Annotated in this window: 23 protein-coding genes; 13 read left to right on the plus strand and 10 right to left on the minus strand. The window is 65.6% G+C overall.

From position 1 onward, the window contains the following. Positions 1-11: 11 nt before the first annotated feature. On the minus strand, positions 12-425 hold the full coding sequence (locus B4393_RS03305) for a hypothetical protein (RefSeq protein ID WP_078332881.1): 414 nt from the start codon (positions 423-425) through the stop codon (positions 12-14). Continuing rightward, complete coding sequence (locus B4393_RS03310) at positions 422-1,981, minus strand: hypothetical protein (protein WP_078332882.1); 1,560 nt, start codon at positions 1,979-1,981, stop codon at positions 422-424. The genes B4393_RS03305 and B4393_RS03310 overlap by 4 nt, the downstream gene beginning before the upstream one ends. 60 nt (positions 1,982-2,041) lie before the next feature. Here B4393_RS03310 and B4393_RS03315 point away from each other — a divergent pair, with 60 nt between their 5' ends. The 7 genes from B4393_RS03315 (at position 2,042) to B4393_RS03340 (ending at position 6,898) form a co-directional block, all read left to right on the plus strand. Next, positions 2,042-2,302, plus strand: a complete 261-nt coding sequence (locus tag B4393_RS03315) for a hypothetical protein (protein ID WP_078332883.1) — start codon at positions 2,042-2,044, stop codon at positions 2,300-2,302. A gap of 167 nt (positions 2,303-2,469) precedes the next feature. After that, positions 2,470-2,565 carry an Ms4533A family Cys-rich leader peptide gene (locus B4393_RS28435; protein WP_407661639.1) on the plus strand — a complete coding sequence of 32 codons (96 nt, stop codon included), beginning with the start codon at positions 2,470-2,472 and terminating at the stop codon, positions 2,563-2,565. A 132-nt stretch (positions 2,566-2,697) separates the two neighbouring features. Further along, positions 2,698-3,753, plus strand: a complete 1,056-nt coding sequence (locus tag B4393_RS03320) for a sulfate ABC transporter substrate-binding protein (protein WP_109558616.1) — start codon at positions 2,698-2,700, stop codon at positions 3,751-3,753. Continuing rightward, a complete protein-coding gene (cysT, locus tag B4393_RS03325) occupies positions 3,750-4,649 on the plus strand; it encodes a sulfate ABC transporter permease subunit CysT (protein ID WP_078332884.1) in 900 nt (299 codons plus the stop codon). Before B4393_RS03320 ends, cysT begins: the two co-directional genes overlap by 4 nt. Further along, a complete protein-coding gene (gene cysW, locus B4393_RS03330; protein ID WP_078278420.1) occupies positions 4,646-5,461 on the plus strand; it encodes a sulfate ABC transporter permease subunit CysW in 816 nt (271 codons plus the stop codon). The genes cysT and cysW overlap by 4 nt, the downstream gene beginning before the upstream one ends. A gap of 14 nt (positions 5,462-5,475) precedes the next feature. Further along, complete coding sequence (locus tag B4393_RS03335; protein WP_070935467.1) at positions 5,476-6,495, plus strand: sulfate/molybdate ABC transporter ATP-binding protein; 1,020 nt, start codon at positions 5,476-5,478, stop codon at positions 6,493-6,495. Positions 6,496-6,586: 91 nt separating this feature from the next. Further along, a complete protein-coding gene (locus tag B4393_RS03340; RefSeq protein WP_078332885.1) occupies positions 6,587-6,898 on the plus strand; it encodes a hypothetical protein in 312 nt (103 codons plus the stop codon). A gap of 57 nt (positions 6,899-6,955) precedes the next feature. On the opposite strand, the gene B4393_RS03345 is transcribed toward B4393_RS03340, so the two are convergent. The 7 genes from B4393_RS03345 to B4393_RS28440 form a co-directional block, all read right to left on the minus strand. Further along, positions 6,956-7,108: a zinc transporter permease gene (locus B4393_RS03345; protein WP_078278419.1), complete on the minus strand. Its 153-nt coding sequence runs from the start codon at positions 7,106-7,108 to the stop codon at positions 6,956-6,958. A 76-nt stretch (positions 7,109-7,184) separates the two neighbouring features. Beyond that, positions 7,185-7,880 carry a sirohydrochlorin chelatase gene (locus tag B4393_RS03350; protein WP_078332886.1) on the minus strand — a complete coding sequence of 232 codons (696 nt, stop codon included), beginning with the start codon at positions 7,878-7,880 and terminating at the stop codon, positions 7,185-7,187. Next, entirely contained in the window at positions 7,873-9,153 is a 1,281-nt protein-coding gene (locus B4393_RS03355) for a sulfate adenylyltransferase subunit 1 (protein ID WP_070935459.1), read from the minus strand. Before B4393_RS03355 ends, B4393_RS03350 begins: the two co-directional genes overlap by 8 nt. A gap of 2 nt (positions 9,154-9,155) precedes the next feature. After that, on the minus strand, positions 9,156-10,082 hold the full coding sequence (gene cysD, locus B4393_RS03360; protein WP_078278416.1) for a sulfate adenylyltransferase subunit CysD: 927 nt from the start codon (positions 10,080-10,082) through the stop codon (positions 9,156-9,158). Continuing rightward, positions 10,079-10,801, minus strand: a complete 723-nt coding sequence (locus B4393_RS03365) for a phosphoadenylyl-sulfate reductase (protein WP_078333014.1) — start codon at positions 10,799-10,801, stop codon at positions 10,079-10,081. Before B4393_RS03365 ends, cysD begins: the two co-directional genes overlap by 4 nt. Further along, a complete protein-coding gene (locus tag B4393_RS03370; RefSeq protein ID WP_078332887.1) occupies positions 10,798-12,480 on the minus strand; it encodes a nitrite/sulfite reductase in 1,683 nt (560 codons plus the stop codon). The genes B4393_RS03365 and B4393_RS03370 overlap by 4 nt, the downstream gene beginning before the upstream one ends. Before the next feature lie 104 nt (positions 12,481-12,584). Continuing rightward, positions 12,585-12,728: an Ms4527A family Cys-rich leader peptide gene (locus B4393_RS28440; RefSeq protein ID WP_413816123.1), complete on the minus strand. Its 144-nt coding sequence runs from the start codon at positions 12,726-12,728 to the stop codon at positions 12,585-12,587. Positions 12,729-12,817: 89 nt separating this feature from the next. Here B4393_RS28440 and hemW point away from each other — a divergent pair, with 89 nt between their 5' ends. After that, positions 12,818-13,993: a radical SAM family heme chaperone HemW gene (hemW, locus tag B4393_RS03375; protein ID WP_078332888.1), complete on the plus strand. Its 1,176-nt coding sequence runs from the start codon at positions 12,818-12,820 to the stop codon at positions 13,991-13,993. A gap of 7 nt (positions 13,994-14,000) precedes the next feature. Here the strand turns inward: hemW and B4393_RS03380 are convergent, their stop codons facing one another. Next, complete coding sequence (locus B4393_RS03380; RefSeq protein WP_078332889.1) at positions 14,001-14,309, minus strand: type II toxin-antitoxin system VapB family antitoxin; 309 nt, start codon at positions 14,307-14,309, stop codon at positions 14,001-14,003. 134 nt (positions 14,310-14,443) lie between these two features. Here B4393_RS03380 and hrcA point away from each other — a divergent pair, with 134 nt between their 5' ends. From hrcA to ybeY, 5 genes are all read left to right on the plus strand, one after another. Further along, positions 14,444-15,469: a heat-inducible transcriptional repressor HrcA gene (gene hrcA, locus B4393_RS03385; protein ID WP_078333015.1), complete on the plus strand. Its 1,026-nt coding sequence runs from the start codon at positions 14,444-14,446 to the stop codon at positions 15,467-15,469. Between the two features lie 44 nt (positions 15,470-15,513). Next, complete coding sequence (gene dnaJ / locus B4393_RS03390) at positions 15,514-16,659, plus strand: molecular chaperone DnaJ (protein ID WP_070935444.1); 1,146 nt, start codon at positions 15,514-15,516, stop codon at positions 16,657-16,659. Between the two features lie 3 nt (positions 16,660-16,662). Further along, entirely contained in the window at positions 16,663-17,451 is a 789-nt protein-coding gene (locus tag B4393_RS03395; protein WP_078332890.1) for a 16S rRNA (uracil(1498)-N(3))-methyltransferase, read from the plus strand. 84 nt (positions 17,452-17,535) lie between these two features. Then, positions 17,536-18,579: a PhoH family protein gene (locus B4393_RS03400; protein ID WP_078278408.1), complete on the plus strand. Its 1,044-nt coding sequence runs from the start codon at positions 17,536-17,538 to the stop codon at positions 18,577-18,579. After that, the gene (gene ybeY, locus B4393_RS03405; RefSeq protein WP_070935438.1) at positions 18,576-19,088 is read left to right on the plus strand and encodes an rRNA maturation RNase YbeY; all 513 of its coding nucleotides are present in this window, start codon (positions 18,576-18,578) and stop codon (positions 19,086-19,088) included. Before B4393_RS03400 ends, ybeY begins: the two co-directional genes overlap by 4 nt. Positions 19,089-19,095 lie beyond the last annotated feature (7 nt).

Here is a 19,095-nt window from a genome sequence, read left to right on the forward strand (position 1 = left end):
TGAACCTCCACCTACCCGCCACTCACCCATAGTGGCATCGTCGCGCGTTCATCGGGATCACCAGACGGCGGCGTGATGGTCACGACTACCTCCCACGGGCCCGCCATCGACAACATCACCTGATCGAACTTGGTACGGCCCGATACGACCTCCCGCAACGCAGGCATGGCGTGGCCCATCAGTGGCATGACCAATTCCACTGTCACCGGCTCGGATTCGGGGAGGTCGTGATCCTCCCTCTCTTCGACGGCGATTTCCAGTGCGGTCATGCCAACGCGCGGGTTATCCACCGTCATCGTGACCGAGTAGTGCTCGGTACCGGAGTACAGGGTGACCGCCTTGGGTGGGCTCGGCCAGGCGATCCAGGTCAACGTCAGCACCCCGGCAACGATCAGGGCCAGCCCCGCCCACACGCGACGGGTCATGAGATGTCCAGTCGTACCGGGATCGTCAGCACCCGATAGTCGCGCTGTGCCTGAATCCAGGCGAGGTACCGGCCGGGCTTGGGGAACGTGAAGGTGAACGGCACCTTGGGTCCGAAGGCGGCGACGGTCTCGTCGGGCGGACTATCGCCGTTGAGTGGTGGGACGCCAACCATGGGCGGCATCGAATCATCTTGCGTGACAATGCTGTTGGAACCATGGCTCATACCCGGCATGCCCGGCATATCGGTGTCACCGTGCCCGCCCATGGAATGAGCGTGTGCCCACACCGCTGAATCCTGCACCGCGATGCCGAGGCCGCCCGCGGGGGTGTCGTGGGGAATCGGGCCGGCGATCACCAGGTGGCCGAGCATGCCTAGCCACGGCTGCAGCACCGGGTCGGATCCGATGGTTGCGGAGAGTGTCGTCGGCCGGCCCGCGCGCAGTCCCGTCGCGTTCACGTGCACGTGCAGCCCGTCGACCATCCGCATACCCGGCCCGTCGAACGATGCGGGTGCGGCGGGCTTCCCGGCACCGGCGGTGAGCCCGCCGGGCAGGCGCACCGTCTGGACTCCGCCGCCGCGCCGCACGAACTCGGCCGAGACCGCGTATCGACCCGCCACCTCCGCGGACATAGGTACCGAATAGCGGCCGGGCGCAACCCTTATCGGATGCAGATGGGATAGCCGTCCGTCCGGGGCCACGACCAGGAGGTGAATCAATGCGCTGTCGTGGATCACCAGATCGTCGGCGACGAGCCCGGTGGCGGTGTCGATCAGTGAGAAATCGACGTCCGTGGCGCGTCCCGAATCCAACTCGGACTGTTCGGCCATGAGCATTGCCGACGGCCGGGAGTAGTCGGTGACCGCGGGGCGATCGAGCCTGTAGGGGTTGGCGGTGTTGTCGACGGTCGGGTCCCGTTGCAGGCCGGGCTCGGGCGGGGGCGGTGCCGACGCAGACAGCACCGCGCCGGCGATGGCAACCGCGAGGGCCGTCACCGTGGCGGTGACCGGCACCGCGATCCACACCCCGCGACGTACCCGGGTGGCCACCACCAGCGAGACCACCAGCAGCAGCCCGGTGGCGGCCAGGCCGAGATAGGCCACGCGCTCGGGTGGTGACATCGCCTGACCCATCAGGACCAACGGAATGCGGGCGGTGTGCACGCCGTCGCTGATGGTGAGGTCAGCCGGACCGGTGCGGTCAACATCGAGGGTCGCGCTGTACGGGCCGGGTTTCTCGCCCAGCGCCACGATCGCCGTCGACGTGGGGACACCCGGTGCGGGTTCATATGCTTCGGTGCCGGCGCCGGTGGGCACGAGCTGCAGCCGGAGTGGGCCGCCGGCGCTGCCTTGGTGAGTGATGATATCGACGTGCAGCGGGCCGGGAATGCCGGTGACGCGGCGGGCCACGACAGTCAGTTCACGCTGACCGAGGCTCTGGGCGACCTGCACGTCGGCGCCTGCGGTCGCGGAGTCGGCCGCCGCGACGGCGGTACCGCTGAACAGTGTGAACAGTGTGAGCGCCAGCGACAGGCATGTCATGCGCAAGCGGGTCATCGGGGTCCAGTCTGCCCTGCGGCGACCGGACGGCGGTGTGGTCCGCCTAAACTGGCCCGCGTGAACAGCGACAGCGTAATCGGCCTCCTGAGTTGGTGGGATGGTGTCGAGCTGTGGCTGAGCGGGCGTGGCTTCATTCTTCAAACGATCATCGTGATGCCGGTTGTACTGGCGCTGGCCTATGTGATGGCCGTGGCCGGTGACAGGATCCTATTTATGCTGCTCAGCCTGGTGAATCGGGTTGGCCGGTTCTACCAGGCGACGCGCCAGCATCGCATCGAAAATTCGGTAGCCGTGGTCAGCCCGGGGGAGCTTTCATGAGTGGTATGCCGCAGTCCCGAGTGACGTTGGCGCTGGTTGCGCTGGCGGTTTTGGTGATCGTCGCCTGGCTGTTGAGCCGGTAGTCACTGTCTGTTGAGGTAATAGTGCTTCTACCTGCCGGTTCGACCGTAAAGACCGCGTCAAGGGGCTCTGCTACGCTTCCGCTCATGCATTCCGCAGCCCCGGGTAACCGTGTGCGCCACATCCTGGCGCTCATTGCGGTCGGTACGTGCGCGGTCGCAGACGTTCACTGTTGTCGCTAAACCCATCCCGTTCGCGGTTTGGTGTCGGTAGCGGCTAGTTCGAAGCCCACTGGCTGTTTCGCTACCTTTCTGTCGTTACGGGATTTCATGAGATATCCGTCCAGGTAATCGCTATCCCACGAAAGGCATCCCATGTTCTCCCCCTTGATCAACGTCGCGAAGACGGTCGGCGCCCGCCGGTGGCGCCACATCGGAGTTCTTGCCACAGCGGCAACAGTTCTCGCCGCCTGCGGTGGGGGAGCCAGCGATGTCGCCGGAGGCGATTCACACTCGAACGCAGACACCACGCTGACGCTGGTTGCCTACGCGGTGCCGGAGCCGGGTTGGCAGAAGATCATTCCCGCCTTCGCGAGTACTCCCGAGGGCAAGGGCGTCGCGGTGACGACTTCCTATGGGGCGTCGGGAGACCAGTCCCGCGCCGTGGTGGACGGCAAGCCTGCCGACATCGTGAACTTCTCGGTGGAGCCCGACGTGAGCCGTCTGGTCAAGGCGGGCAAGGTTTCCGAGGACTGGAATGCCGATGCCACCAAGGGGGTTCCGTTCGGATCGGTGGTCTCGCTCGTGGTGCGCAAGGGCAATCCCAAGAACATCAAGGACTGGGACGATCTGCTGCAGCCCGGCATCTCGGTGATCACTCCCAGCCCGTTGAGCTCGGGCTCGGCCAAGTGGAACCTGCTGGCGCCGTACGCGGCCAAGAGCGACGGCGGCCGCGACGAGCAGGCGGGTATCGACTACATCAGCAAGCTCGTCGGCGAGCACATCAAGCAGCGCCCCGGCTCCGGGCGTGAGGCCACCGACGTGTTCCTGCAGGGCGGCGGTGACGTGCTGATCAGCTACGAGAACGAGGCCATCAACGTCGAACGTCAGGGCAAGCCGGTCGAGCACGTGAACCCGCCGCAGACGTTCAAGATCGAGAACCCCGTTGCCGTCGTGAAGAACAGTGCCCACCTGGACAAGGTGACCGCCCTGAAGAACTTCTTGTACACGCCGGCAGCGCAGAAGCTGTGGGCCGAGGCGGGTTTCCGCCCCGTCGATCCGGCCGTTACGGCGGACTTCGCCAAGGATTTCCCCACACCGGAGAAGCTATGGACCATCGCCGAACTGGGTGGCTGGAAGACCGTCGATCCGGCATTGTTCGATAAGGACAACGGCAGCATCACCAAGATCTACAAGAAGGCCACTGGATGACAACGTCAACGGAACAGTCGACGGAACCGGCCTCCGAGCCGAAATCGGCCGCCCGGCCCGACCGTGAGGTCGGCGCCGGGCGATCGGGCGGCCTGTTGACGCGCCGATACGGCAGCACCTCGCTGCGTATCGGTGCGGCGTCCATCTGGCTCAGCATCATCGTGCTGCTGCCGCTGGCCGCGATCATCTGGCAGTCGGCCGGCGGTGGGTGGACCGCGTTCTGGGATGCGGTCACCTCCAACGCCGCGATCAGCTCATTCCAGGTCACCCTGGGGGTGTCGTTCGGCGTGGCGGTGGTCAACCTGTTCTTCGGGCTGTTGGTGGCCTGGGTGCTGACTCGCGACGATTTTCCCGGCAAGCGGCTGGTGGACGCCGTCATCGACCTGCCCTTCGCCTTGCCGACGATCGTGGCGAGCCTGGTGATGCTCGCGCTCTACGGCCCGGGCAGCCCGGTAGGCATCCACATTCAGCACACGAGGTGGGGTATCGGCATTGCGCTGCTGTTCGTCACCTTGCCCTTCGTGGTGCGCTCCGTGCAGCCGGTCCTGCTCGAACTCGATCAATCCGTCGAGGAGGCCGCCGCGTCGCTGGGGGCCGACAACTTGACGATCTTCCGGGCGGTGATCCTCCCCGCGCTGCTCCCGTCGCTGTTATCGGGTGCGGGACTGGCATTTTCACGCGCCATCGGTGAATACGGCTCCGTGGTGTTGATCGGCGGGGCGGTGCCCGGCGAGACGGAAGTGTCCTCGCAGTGGATCAGGACGCTCATCGAGAACGACGACCGGACCGGTGCCGCGGCCATCTCGATCGTTCTGCTGATCATTTCGTTCGTCGTGTTGTTCGTCCTGCGCACCATCGGATCGCGTGCGGCCAAGCGAGAGGAGCTGGCACCGTGACCCCGTCGCCGGTCGTTCGTTACCTGGCCCGATACGTGGCACTGCTGTATGTCGGCATCCTGGTGATCGTCCCCGTGGGTCTCATTCTGTGGCGCACCTTCGAGCCGGGCATCGGAGCGTTCTTCGAATCGATCTCCACACCGGCCGCCATTTCGGCCTTGCAGCTATCGCTGTTGGTGGTGGCCATCGTGGTGCCGCTGAACGTGATCTTCGGCATCCCCACGGCATTGGTGCTGGCACGGAACAGGTTCCGCGGCAAGGCCGTGCTGCAGTCGATCATCGACCTCCCGTTCGCGGTCTCGCCCGTGGTGGTGGGTGTCGCGCTGATCCTGCTGTGGGGGTCGGCGGGTGTGTTCGGGTTCGTCGAACACGATTTCGGCCTCAAGATCATCTTCGGGTTCCCGGGCATCGTGCTCGCCAGTATCTTCGTCACGATCCCGTTCGTCATCCGGGAAGTCGAACCCGTGTTGCACGAACTGGGGACAGAGCAGGAAGAAGCCGCCGCGACCCTGGGAGCCACGGCATGGCAGACGTTCTGGCGCATCACCTTGCCGTCCATTCGGTGGGGTTTGACCTACGGCATCGTGCTGACGATCGCCCGCACACTGGGTGAGTACGGCGCGGTGATCATGGTGTCGTCGAACCTGCCCGGCACGTCGCAGACCCTGACCCTGCTCGTATCCGATCGTCATGACCGTGGCGCCGAATACGGCGCCTATGCCGTCTCGGCGCTGTTGATGGCTGTTGCGGTGATCGTCCTGGTGGTCCAGGTGGTCATCGATGCGCGACGAGCAAAAGCCAATAGTGAATAGCAAGGAGCCACAAAATGACTGACGCGATCACCGTTCGCGGCGCGAACAAGCATTACGGCGACTTCGCCGCGCTGGACAATATCGACTTCGAGGTGCCGTCGGGCTCGCTGACCGCGCTGCTGGGGCCCAGCGGCTCGGGCAAGTCGACGTTGTTGCGTGCGATCGCCGGCCTGGATCAGCCCGACACCGGCACGATCACCATCAACGGCCGCGATGTCACCGGCGTCCCGCCACAGCGGCGCGGCATCGGATTCGTGTTCCAGCATTACGCGGCCTTCAAGCACCTGACCGTGCGCGAGAATGTCGGATTCGGCCTCAAGATCCGCAAGAAGCCCAAGGCAGAGATTAAGGAGAAGGTCGACAATCTGCTGGAAGTGGTAGGGCTGAGCGGCTTTCAGACCCGTTACCCCAATCAGCTCTCCGGTGGACAACGCCAGCGCATGGCGCTGGCCCGCGCGCTGGCTGTCGACCCCGAGGTGCTGCTCCTGGACGAGCCGTTCGGCGCGCTTGATGCCAAGGTGCGTGAGGACCTGCGGGCCTGGCTGCGCCGGCTCCACGAGGAGGTGCACGTCACGACGGTGCTGGTGACGCACGACCAGGCCGAGGCGCTGGACGTCGCCGACCGGATCGCGGTGCTGAACAAGGGCCGCATCGAGCAGGTCGGTTCTCCCGACGACTTGTACGACCGTCCGGCGAACAGCTTCGTGATGTCGTTCCTGGGCCCGGTGGCCAAACTGAACGGAATCCTGGTGCGCCCGCACGATATTCGCGTGGGACGCAATGCCGATCTATCTCGGGCTGCCGCGGAGGGCACCGGGGAGACCACCGGTGTCACCAAGGCGACGGTGGATCGCGTCGTGCATCTCGGCTTTGAGGTGCGGGTGGAATTGACCAGCGCCGCGACCGGCGAGCAGTTCACCGCGCAGATCACCCGTGGTGATGCCGAGGCGCTCGGACTGCACGAGGGTGATCACGTGTATGTCCGGGTGACACGGGTTCCCGACTTGGGTGAGTTGGCTGAGGTCGCGTCCTAGGACGTTCTCCGCGCTTTCGAAGTACACCTGCAAGTGCCCGGCTACGAGCGACACAGGTCGGCCTGTCGGTGGCACGTGTCATCGTGCGGTGATGGTAGTGAAGAAACGGGTACGTGGCATTGAGCTGCGGTATCTGCTGACGTTGTATCTGCATCGATTTGGCGCGAGGGACGTGTCAGAACTGGTGCAGATGCTGGACCACCGAGGGTTCGACACCAGCGGAAGAATGTCGAAGGCGATATCTGATGCGCTGCGCTGGGAGGTGCGCCGAGGTCGGGTGATCCACTACGGACGGGGGAGTTATGGCCCCGGTGGCATTCCGCGTGGCACCGAGTATCGAATGTTGCAGCGCGAAAAGGCGTTGTTGTCGCTCGTAGCCGGGCACGAAGAAGAATGCTCCTGAAACGCACGTGGCAAGAAAATGGCCCCCGGTTCTCCGGGGGCCATGTGCTATCGGACTCTAGTGCTCGTCGTAGTGATCGCCATGCGGAGCGTGGCGGTGCCCGTCATGGACGTAATCCACATGATCCTCGTGAGCGACTGCCTCGTGGCCGCAGTCGGGGCCGTGAACATGATCGGGGTGGCTGTGGGTTTCGTGTTCGGTGCTGGTCATGTGCCTAACGCTATAGCGCACATGCGCATATAACAATGCATTGAAGAGGGGGCGCCGGGATCTTGCGGAGAGTTCACTAGTGCGTTACCGGAACCGGTGCCGAGACCGCTGCGGAGTAGCGCTCGACCACCACCTCGGCGACCAGCCGATCGGGGCCGAGCGGAGCCGCCACCGGCATATTCAGTTGCGCGGCCTCCGCCCGCACCCGGTCCAGGAGCAGACCGGGGGAGAGAAACCACGGTGCCACAACGATTTCCGTCGCGCCGCAGGCCCGTAGTGCGTCGGCCGCGTCGGTAAGGCTCGTCGAGTCGCCGGTGGCAAACACCGTCGTCGAGAGCGCCCATTGCGCGGCCAGCGCGCGCGTGCGCGCATTGGCCGTGGAATCCGAGGAGCCGACAGCAGTGAGAATCACGCCGGGGTTGTCGATACCGAGCTCGATCACCCGGCGCCGAGCCAGCTGAAGCAGCCGGTGGTCCGCACCGAGCACGGCAGCCTGTGTCACCCGCAGTCCCGGGGGCGCCGAGGACAGCACCGTCGGCAGGTCGATCCGCGCATGGTAGGCGTCCGACAGCAGCAGCGGCACCACAACCGCATCACCGCTCAGATGACCCAGTACGTCGCCGAGATTCGGCTCGGACAGCTCGAGGAACGCCAGCCGCACATCCAGATCCGGCCGGAGGGAACGCGTCTGGCCAACCAATCGGCGCGCATTCTCCGCGAACCGCGGGTCGCGGCTCCCGTGCGCGACGGCGATAAGCGTCGGACTACGCACGATTCAGTTCGACGGCGCGCAGGGCGTCGCCGACCAGCCCTGCCGCTAACGTGTTACCGCTCGACGGGTCGATCAGCAGGAAGCTTCCCGCTGTCCGGTCGTCAGCGTACTCATCGACGCTGATCGCCTCGGCCAGGCGAATGCTGATCTGACCGATGTCGTTGAGCTCCAACGACTCCGGCTGAGCATCGGCAGACAGATTCTGCTCGTCGAAGCGCTCCACCAGCTCGCCGATGATCGCGGGAACCGTGCGAGTGCCGTGCTTGAGCAGCAGGCGCGCACCGGCCTTCAACGGCTTGTCGGCCAGCCAGCACACCGTGCCATCAATTTCCGAAACCGGATCTGGCACATCGGTTGATGCGATCAGATCGCCACGCGAGGCATCTACGTCGTCGGCGAGGATCAAGGTGACGCTGCGGCCCGCCTCGGCCACCTCAAGTGGCCCGTCCGCGGTGTCGATGCCCGCGACCGTGGTGCGCTGCCCAGCGGGGGAGATCACCACCTCGTCACCCACCCGCACCGTGCCCGCGGCCACCTGGCCGGCGTACCCACGGTAATCGGGATACTCGGCAGTGCGTGGGCGGATGACGTACTGAACCGGGAAACGCAGCCCCACCGTGCTGGACTCCTCATGCGCCGGAATCGATTCCAGGTGCTCGATGAGGGTGGGTCCGCTGTAGAAACCGGTCCGCTCGCTGCGGGTGGCGATGTTGTCGCCGTGCAGCGCGGAGACCGGGATCTCGACGACGTTCTCGGGCTTCCAGCCCAGCGAGCTGGTCAGCTCGTTGAACTCGGCGCTGATGGCCTCGAAGATACGGGCGCTGTCGGGCACCAGGTCGATCTTGTTGACCGCCAACACCAACCGCGGCACACCCAGCAGCGCCAGCACCGCCGCATGGCGACGGGTCTGCTCGATGACACCCTTGCGCGCATCAACCAGCAGGATCACCAGCTGCGCGGTGGAGGCGCCGGACACCGTGTTTCGGGTGTACTGCACGTGCCCGGGAGTGTCGGCGAGGATGAACGACCGCTTGGGGGTGGCGAAGTAGCGGTACGCCACGTCGATGGTGATGCCCTGTTCGCGTTCGGCCCGCAGCCCGTCGACCAACAGCGATAGGTCGGGAGCGTCGAGTCCACGTGACTCGGAAGCCTTTGTGACGGCGTCGAATTGGTCGATGAGCACCGACTTGGTGTCGTACAGCAGCCGGCCCACCAGGGTGGACTTACCGTCGTCGACACTGCCGGCGGTGGCAATGCGCAGAAGATCGCTCATGATCAGAAATAGCCCTCTCGCTTGCGGTCTTCCATGGCCGCCTCGGATACTCGGTCGTCGCCGCGGGTCGCGCCGCGTTCGGTGATCCGTGAGGAAGCCACCTCGGCAAGCACTGCCTGCACATCGATGGCATCCGAGAGCACGGCGCCGGTGGTCGATCCGTCGCCCACGGTGCGGTAGCGCACCGAAAGTGTTTGCAGCTCTTCGCCGTCGCGCGGGCCGCCCCACGGGCCGGGGGTCAGTAGCATGCCGTCGCGGTTGAACACCTCGCGCTCATGGGCGTAGTACAGGCTGGCCAGTTGGACGTTCTCCCGCGCGATGTAGCGCCAGACATCCAACTCGGTCCAGTTACTGATCGGGAACACCCGGACGTGCTCGCCCGGGGCATGCCGACCGTTGTACAGGCTCCACAACTCGGGGCGCTGTTTCTTGGGATCCCACTGGCCGAACGCATTGCGCAGACTGAAGATTCGTTCCTTGGCGCGCGAGCGCTCCTCATCGCGGCGCCCGCCGCCCAACACCGCGTCGAACTTGTTGTCGGTGATGGCTTCCAGCAGCGGAATGGTCTGCAGCGGATTGCGGATTCCGTCGGGCCGCTCGGTCAGACGGCCGTCGGCCAGGTAGTCCTCGACGTTCGCGACCACCAGGCGCAGGTTGTGGCGTTCCACGATCTCGTCGCGGAAGGCCAGCACCTCCGGAAGGTTGTGCCCGGTGTCGACATGCAGCAGCGCAAAGGGGAGCGGTGCGGGCCAAAAGGCCTTGAGTGCGACGTGCAGCAGCACCGTCGAGTCCTTGCCGCCGGAGAACAGCAGCACCGGGCGCTCGAACTCACCGGCCACCTCGCGGATGATGTGAATCGACTCAGATTCCAGATCGGTAAGTGTCTCTGTCTGATTCAATGCAGCTTCCGTTCCGATTTGAGTCGTCATGAGGCGTGCAACCCGCATTCTGTCTTGGAGAGGCCCTGCCAGCGTCCGCTGCGTGCGTCGCCGCCGAGAACCGGTTTCGCCGTGCACGGCGCACAGCCGATCGACGGATATCCCTCGTCCACAAGCGGATTCACCAGGGTTCCGTGTTCGTCGATGTACTTCTGCATGTCTTCATCGGTCCATGCCGCGATTGCGTTGATCTTGACCAGCCCGAATGCCTCGTCGAAGCTGATCAACGGTGCGTTGGCGCGGGTCGGCGCATCGACGCGACGCAGGCCCGTCACCCAGGCCGAGTATCCGGCGAGCGACGTGCGCAGCGGCACCACCTTGCGCAGTCGGCAGCATTCGGCGGGATCGCTGGCGAACAGGTCCTTGCCCACCAGCTCGTCCTGCTGCGCCACCGTCTGCTCGGGGGCCACGTTGACCACGTGGATGTCGTACACCGACTCCACCGCATCGCGGGTGCCGATCGTCTCGGCGAAGTGATACCCGGTGTCCAAGAACAGCACGTCTACGCCCGGGCGCACCTGTGCGGCAAGGTCAACCAGCACCGCGTCCTGCATGTTGGAGGCGACAACGTATGTGTGCGGGTCGCTGCCGAAGTTCTCGTCGGTCCACCGCAGCAGTTCCTCGGCAGAGGCATCCTGCAATTCGGCGGCACCCCGCTCGGCGAGCGCGCGAAGTGCGTCGAGATCCTTGGTGGTTGTCTCCGTGCTCATCGCAAGTCCGCCTCCTCCGCGCGAACGGCCCACTGCGCGAAGCGCTCTCCGTCTGTGCGTTGGCTGACGAAGTTGCGCACCACCCGATCGATGTAATCGCCAAGCTCGGTGCTGGTGACCTTGTGCTGACGCAGCTTCCGGCCGAATCCGCTGTCGAGACCCAGGCTTCCGCCCAGGTGCACCTGGAAGCCTTCGACGCTGTTCCCGTCTCCGTCGTCAACCATCTGACCCTTGAAGCCGATGTCCGCGACCTGCGATCGGGCGCAGGAGTTCGGGCAGCCGTTGATGTTGATGGTCACCGGAGTGTCGATCTGCGCGTTCAAGTCGTCCAGCCGCTTGTCCAGTTCTGGTACCAGATCCTGTGCGCGCTTGCGGGTTTCGGTGAACGAGAGCTTGCAGAACTCGATACCGGTGCAGGCCATCAGGTTCTTGCGCCAGTGCGACGGGCGTGAGGGCAGCCCGAGTGCGTCGAGTCCCTCGGTGAGCTCGCCGATCTTGTCGTCAGGTACGTCGAGGATGATCAGCTTCTGGTACGGCGTAAACCGAACGCGGTCCGATCCGGCCTTCTCGGCGAGGTCGGCGACCGCCGACAGGATCGTTCCCGACACCCGGCCCGCAATGGGGGCGACGCCGACGGCATTGAGCCCGTTCTTGAGACGCTGCACTCCCACGTGATCGATGGGATGCGGCGGCGGCACCAGCGCGGGCCCGTCGATGAGCTTGCGCTTGAGGTACTCGGTCTCGAGAACTTCGCGGAACTTTTCAACCCCCCAGTCCTTGACCAAGAACTTCAACCGGGCCTTGGCGCGCAGCCGCCGGTAGCCGTAGTCACGGAAGATGCTGACGACGCCTTCCCAAACGTCGGGGACCTCGTCCAGGGGCACCCACACGCCCAGGCGTTGGGCCAGCATGGGGTTGGTCGACAGGCCGCCACCCACCCACACGTCCAGGCCGGGGCCGTGCTCGGGGTGGACGACGCCGATGAACGCGACGTCGTTGATCTCGTGCACGACGTCCTGCAGCCCGGAAATGGCGGTCTTGAACTTCCTGGGAAGGTTCGCGTACTCCTTCTTCCCGATGTAGCGCCGCACGATCTCGTCGATGGCGGGCGTCGGGTCCAGCACCTCGTCGAGGGATTCGCCGGCCAACGGGGATCCGAGGATCACACGCGGGCAGTCGCCACACGCCTGGGTGGTGTGCAGACCCACCTCGTCCAGGCGGCGCCAGATCTCCGGCATGTCCTCGACCCGGATCCAGTGGTACTGGACGTTCTCCCGATCGGAGAGATCGGCGGTGTCCCGCGCGTACTTGGTCGACAGGTCACCCAGGGTGCGCAGAGCGTTGACCGTCAACGCACCACCGTCGGAACGGACCCGCAGCATGAAGTGCTCGTCCTCGAGCATGTCGGTGTTCTCGTCACCGGTCCAGCTGCCGTCGTACCCGGGCTTGCGCTGCGTGTACAGACCCCACCAGCGGAACCGGCCGCGCAGGTCGGTCTTGTCGATGCTCTCGAAACCCTGCTTGGCGTAGATGGTTTCGATGCGCTCGCGCACATTGAGCGGGTGATCGTCCTTCTTGGCCTGCTCATTGGGGTTCAGCGGCTCGAGCTCTCCAAGAGCCCATTGCCCTTCACTGCGCTGTTGCTTGGGGCGAGCCGGGCGGGTCTCGCTGGTTGTCATGGTGCTCCTAACGAAGGCAGGCACAGTCGTGGGCGACACACCGGGGGCTGACCGGAGGCGCAGATCCTCACGACCGTTCGGGTGGCAGACGGGGCAGGACTACGTCAGTAAGGGAGACAACACGCGCTACAGACACGCTTCAGGTCGATATGCCGCCGCGCGACAAGTGGGACCTGATGTGTGCTCACGTTGCCAATTGTGCCATGCACAGGCCGGACCCCACGCCACCGGGCAGTAATTCCGCTCATTGTGAGCAAAACCTCCAATCGGTGTGGGGGATTCCCGCCACCGCGCGCATTGATTTTTTCTCCCGTCGCGCCTGGCACACACTTGAGCAGTGAGACCCGAAACGATAGCCACCCTGCCGCCCCTGGTGCCGGCGGCCGGGCGTCCGTTCGGGATTTACGTGCATGTGCCGTTCTGTGCCACACGCTGCGGATACTGCGATTTCAACACCTACACCGCGGACGAACTGGGTGACGGGACCTCGCCGGCGGGCTGGCTGGAGGCATTGCGCGCCGAGCTCGGATTGGCCGCGCAAACCCTGGCCGGCAACCCGCCGGTGCAGACGGTATTCGTCGGTGGCGGCACGCCGTCCTTGCTGGGCGGTTCCGGGCTGGCCGAGGTGCTTGCTGCGATTGGCGCCCACTTCACGCTGGCGCCCGGGGCCGAGGTCACCACGGAGGCCAATCCCGAATCCACCTCACCCGCCTTCTTCGAAACGATCCGGGCCGCCGGGTACACCCGTGTCTCATTGGGCATGCAGTCGGCGGCCCCGCATGTGCTGGCGACGCTGGATCGGGTGCATGCGCCCGGACGGGCAGTGGCGGCCGCGCAGGAAGCGCGCGCGGCAGGTCTGCGGCACGTCAACCTCGACCTCATCTACGGCACCCCCGGGGAGACCGACGACGACCTGCGTAGGTCCATCGCGGCCGTGCTCGAGGCCGGGGTTGATCACGTGTCGGCATACGCGCTGGTCGTCGAGGAGGGCACCGCCCTCGCGCGGCGTGTGCGTCGCGGTGAGCTGCCCAACCCTGACGAGGATGCGCTGGCCGACCGGTATCAGCTGCTGGACGCCGCGTTGTCGGAGGCGGGACTGGGTTGGTACGAGGTATCCAACTGGGCCCGACCCGGCGGGCAGTGCCGGCACAATCTCGGGTACTGGGCGGGCGGTGACTGGTGGGGTGCCGGGCCGGGTGCGCACGGACACGTCAACGGTGTGCGGTGGTGGAATGTCAAGCACCCCAACACTTATGCGAAACAGTTGGGGGAGGGGCGGCTACCCGTCGGCGGGCACGAAATCCTCAGCCCCGTCGAACGGCATACCGAGGACGTGCTGCTGGCGGTGCGGCTCCATACTGGAATTGCGTTGGCGGACTTGACTGTCGAAGAACGTGGGCGTGTCCCCGCGGTGGTTGACCGTGGGTTGGCGGGGCTGGTGGATGATCGGTTGGTGCTCACCGATCAAGGGCGGTTACTTGCCGACGGTGTGGTCCGCACCATTCTGGATTGAGTGCCGCCTAGGCCGGCCGCAGCTGATCCATGTCGAAAACCCTGGCGTGCAGCACGACCCGATTACGTAGCGCGGCGCGGACGGCTCGGTGCAGGCCGTCTTCCAGGTAGATGACGCCCTGCCATTTCACGGCATGCGGGAACAAGTCCCCGTAGAAGGTGGAGTCCTCGCTCAGCAGACGGTCCAATGCGAGCACCGTGGTGGTGGTGACGAGTTCGTCGAGACGAATCTGCCGGGGTGGGATGCGCGACCAGTCCCTGGTCGATAGCCCATGTTCCGGGTAGGGCTTTCCCTCCCGGACGCCTTTGAATATCACTGCAAATCTGTCCGAATCAGATCCACCGTCTCGGCCGTCATAACACCTGAGGTTAGCGTGAACAGCCATGGCAGCGGGCCCGGGCAGCCTGGCCCCGTAAAATAAGGGCAAAATCACGTGTGAGGGAGGTGACCATGGCCACTGCCGATGACCGACGCTTTGAGGTGTTGCGCGCCATCGTCGCCGATTACGTCACCACCAAGGAGCCGATTGGCTCCAAGGCCCTGGTCGACAGGCATAGCCTCGGGGTGTCCAGCGCCACCGTCCGCAACGATATGGCCGTCCTGGAGGCCGAGGGCTACATCGCCCAGCCCCACACCAGCTCGGGGCGTGTCCCGACGGAAAAGGGTTACCGCGAATTCGTCAACCGGCTCGAGGACGTCAAGCCGCTTTCGGGCGCCGAACGCAAGGCCATCCTGAACTTCCTGGAGGGCGGCGTCGACCTCGATGACGTGCTGCGCCGGGCCGTGCGGCTGCTGGCCCAGATGACCCGGCAGGTCGCCGTCGTGCAGTACCCCACGCTGTCCTCGTCCAGCGTGCGCCACCTGGAAGTGGTGTCGCTGAGCCCGGCCCGGCTGCTCTTGGTGGTCATCACCGACTCCGGGCGGGTCGATCAACGCATCGTCGAGCTGGGCGATGTCCTCCGCGATGACCAGCTGAGCAGGCTCCGGGTGCTGCTGGGCGCGGCGTTGGACGGCAAGAAGCTGTCGGCGGCCTCGGTGGCCGTCGCGGAGCTCGCGGATCAGTCCGATGACGACCTGCGCGACCCACTCACACGCGCGGCGACTGTCCTGGTCGAGACGCTCGTCGAACATCATGAGGAACGTCTGCTGCTGGGCGGCACCGCCAACCTGACGCGCAACGCCGCGGACTTCGGCGGCCAGCTGCGTACCGTTCTGGAGGCGCTGGAGGAGCAGGTAGTGGTGCTGCGCTTGCTCGCCGCGCAGCAGGAGGCCGGTCGCGTCACCGTGCACATCGGTCACGAAACCGCCGCTGAGCAGATGATTGGCACCTCCGTCGTCTCCACCCCGTATGGTGCGGGCGGAGCGGTATTCGGCGGCATGGGTGTGCTGGGGCCCACACGGATGGACTACCCGGGAACCATCGCGAACGTCGCGGCGGTTGCCATGTATATCGGCGAAGTGCTAGCCAACCGCTAGCAGCATGTGAACTAGACAGATAGCAACGGAACGAGATCAACACAGTGGCGCGTGATTACTACGGCATCCTCGGGGTCAGCAAGGGTGCCAGCGACAGCGAGCTCAAGCGGGCGTACCGCAAGCTCGCCCGCGAGCTGCACCCCGACATCAACCCCGACGAGCAGGCGCAGGCGCGCTTCAAAGAGGTCAGCGTCGCCTACGAGGTGCTGACCGACCCGGAGAAGCGGCGCATTGTCGACCTCGGCGGCGACCCGCTGGAGAACGGCGGCGGAGGCAACGGGTTCGGCGGCTTCGGTTCGGGCTTCGGCGGCCTGGGTGATGTCTTCGAAGCATTCTTCGGCGGTTCGGCGGGCGGATCGCGGGGTCCGCGTGGCCGCGTGCAACCCGGGTCCGACTCACTGCTGCGGATGCGTCTGGACCTGCTGGAATGCGCGACCGGCGTCAGCAAGCAGGTGACCGTCGATACCGCGATTCTGTGTGATGGATGCGCCGGCAAGGGCACCCACGGCAACTCGGCGCCCAGCGCCTGTGAGACCTGTGGTGGTCGTGGCGAGGTGCAGACAGTGCAGCGTTCGCTGCTCGGCCAGGTGCTGACATCACGCCCCTGCCCGACGTGCCAGGGCGCCGGAGAGGTCATCACCGACCCCTGTCACAAGTGCGGTGGCGACGGCCGGGTGCGTGCGCGTCGTGACATCACCGTCAAGATCCCGGCCGGTGTCGGCGACGGGATGCGGGTGCGGCTGGCGGCTCAGGGTGAGGTCGGTCCCGGTGGTGGACCGGCCGGTGACCTGTACGTCGAGGTGCACGAGAAGCCGCATGACGTGTTCATCCGTGACGGGGATGACCTGCACTTCACGGTGCGCGTCCCGATGGTCGAGGCGGCGCTGGGCACCAGCGTCTCGGTCGAGGCCATCATCGACGGAGAAACCGTCGTCAAGATCGAGCCGGGCTCACAGCCGGGTTCGGTGGTGACGATGCGCGGGAAGGGCATGCCGCACCTGCGTACCGGTGTGCGGGGCAACCTGCACGCCCATCTGGACGTGGTGGTTCCCACGCGGCTGGACTCCAAGGAGCGCGAGCTGTTGAAGGACTTCAGGGCCCGCAACAAGGAGGGCTCCGAGGTCGTATGGGCCGAGTCCGCGTCCGGCGGCGTGTTCTCGCGGCTGCGCGAGGCCTTCACGGGTCGCTAATCGATGGCGGCCGCCACGATCTTCTACGTCGATCGCGTTCCCGCAGCCGGTGAATCGGTGGTGCTCGACGGGGATGAGGGCCATCACGCCACGCGGGTGCTGCGCATGCGGGCCGGCGAGTCCGTCATGGTGTGCGACGGTGCCGGCGAGGTCGGTGATGGTGTCGTTGGCTCCGTCGATCGCGCAGGCCTGACGATCGAGGTGACCGGACGCTGGAGCGTCGATGCGCCGAGCCCCAAAGTGGCTGTGGTGCAAGCACTTCCCAAATCCGATCGCGCCGAGCTGGCGGTCGACCTGGCGGTAGAGGCGGGAGCCGACGAGGTCATCCCGTGGCAGGCGCAGCGGTGTGTATCGCGCTGGGACGCGCAGAACGACCGGGACAAGGCGGCCAAGGGCCGGCGACGCTGGGAGGCGGTGGCGCGCGCGGCGTCGCGACAATCCCGTCGGGCCTTTGTGCCGACGGTGCCCGATCTGCACTCGACGGCGCAGCTGGCCGATGTGGTGCGTGCGCGGACCGCGGACGGGGCCGTCGTGCTGGTGCTTCATGAATCGGCGAGTTCCGGGCTGAGCGCTCTGGGGGAGCGGCTGTCGTCGGCGCCATCGGTGGTGCTGATCGTGGGTCCCGAGGGCGGCGTCGCGGACGAGGAGCTGGGAGTTTTGGTCGAGGCGGGTGCCGCTGCGGTGCGTCTGGGGCCGACGGTGCTGCGTACGTCCAGTGCCGCTGCCGTGGCGTTGGGGGCACTCGGGGTACTGACGGATCGGTGGGCCAGCGGCCCGCTGGCGCACCAGTGAGCGCTAATCGCGTGGAGGCTGACGGTTGCCAGCGGTAAACTCAAAGCAACTTCACAACCCAAGAAAGCAGGCGACCTTAACCACGTGACGAGCCGAGAACAAGGTGCCGCTGTGCCGTCTTCGGATGTACGCAGCAGCGTCGAGATTCCGAACGATCTCATCATGGGCCTGCTGGGTTCTGCTGATGAAAACCTGCGCGAGCTTGAGGACCTGCTGACCGCGGATGTCCACGCCCGCGGCAACACCATCACCTTCACCGGAGAGCCCGCCGATGTGGCGCTGGCCGAACGGGTGGTCTCCGAGCTGATCGTGATCGCCCGCCGGGGCCAGCAGCTCACGCCCTCGACGGTGCGGCACACGGCGGCAATGCTCACCGGCGACGACGACGAGTCTCCCGCCGAGGTGCTGAGCCTGGACATCCTGTCGCGGCGCGGCAAGACCATTCGCCCCAAGACGCTGAACCAGAAGCGCTATGTGGATGCCATCGACGCCAACACGGTGGTTTTCGGTATCGGCCCGGCAGGTACCGGCAAGACATACCTGGCGATGGCCAAGGCGGTGAACGCCTTACAGAGCAAGCAGGTCACCCGCATCATCCTGACCCGACCGGCGGTCGAGGCCGGGGAGCGGCTGGGCTTCCTGCCCGGCACGCTGAGCGAGAAGATCGACCCGTACCTGCGGCCGTTATACGACGCGCTACACGACATGATGGATCCCGAGCTGATTCCCAAGCTGATGTCGGCCGGGGTCATCGAGGTTGCGCCACTGGCCTATATGCGCGGCCGGACCCTCAACGACGCCTTCATCATTCTCGATGAGGCGCAGAACACCACGGCCGAGCAGATGAAGATGTTCCTCACCCGGCTGGGATTCGGTTCCAAGATCGTGGTCACCGGTGACGTCACGCAGGTCGACCTGCCGGGCGGTGCCCGTTCGGGGCTGCGGGCCGCGGTCGACATTCTTGACAACATCGAGGGAATTCATTTCTCGGAGTTGACGAGTGCCGATGTGGTGCGCCATCGGCTGGTATCGGAGATCGTGGATGCCTATGCGCGTTTCGAGGATTCAGACCTGACAGGTAACCGCGCGCAGCGGCGCGCATCGGGGAACCGGAGCCGGCACAGATGAGCATTGAGGTCGTCAACGAGTCGGGTGTCGACGTCGCCGAGGGCGAGCTGGTCAGCGTCGCGCGATTCGCCATCGCGGCAATGGATGTCCATCCCGCGGCGGAACTTTCGATGATGCTCGTCGACCTCGCGGCGATGGCCGACCTGCACATGCGGTGGATGGACCTGCCCGGCCCCACCGATGTCATGTCGTTCCCGATGGACGAGCTGGAGCCCGGCGGGCGTCCCGACGCTCCCGAGCCGGGGCCGTCGATGCTGGGGGACATCGTGCTGTGCCCGCAGTTCGCGGCCGAACAGGCTGAGGCGGCGGGTCATTCGCTGGCACATGAGTTGGCGCTGCTGACCGTGCACGGCGTATTGCACCTACTCGGCTACGACCATGCCGAACCCGAGGAAGAGCGCGAGATGTTCGCGCTGCAGAACCAGCTGCTGCAGGACTGGTACGAGCAGCAGGCTCAGCTGTACCGCGATAGCCGTCTGCTCGACAAGTCGCGCAACTTCGACGAGTGATGAGCGT

The organism is Mycobacteroides franklinii (assembly GCF_002013895.1).
GTDB lineage: Bacteria > Actinomycetota > Actinomycetes > Mycobacteriales > Mycobacteriaceae > Mycobacterium > Mycobacterium franklinii.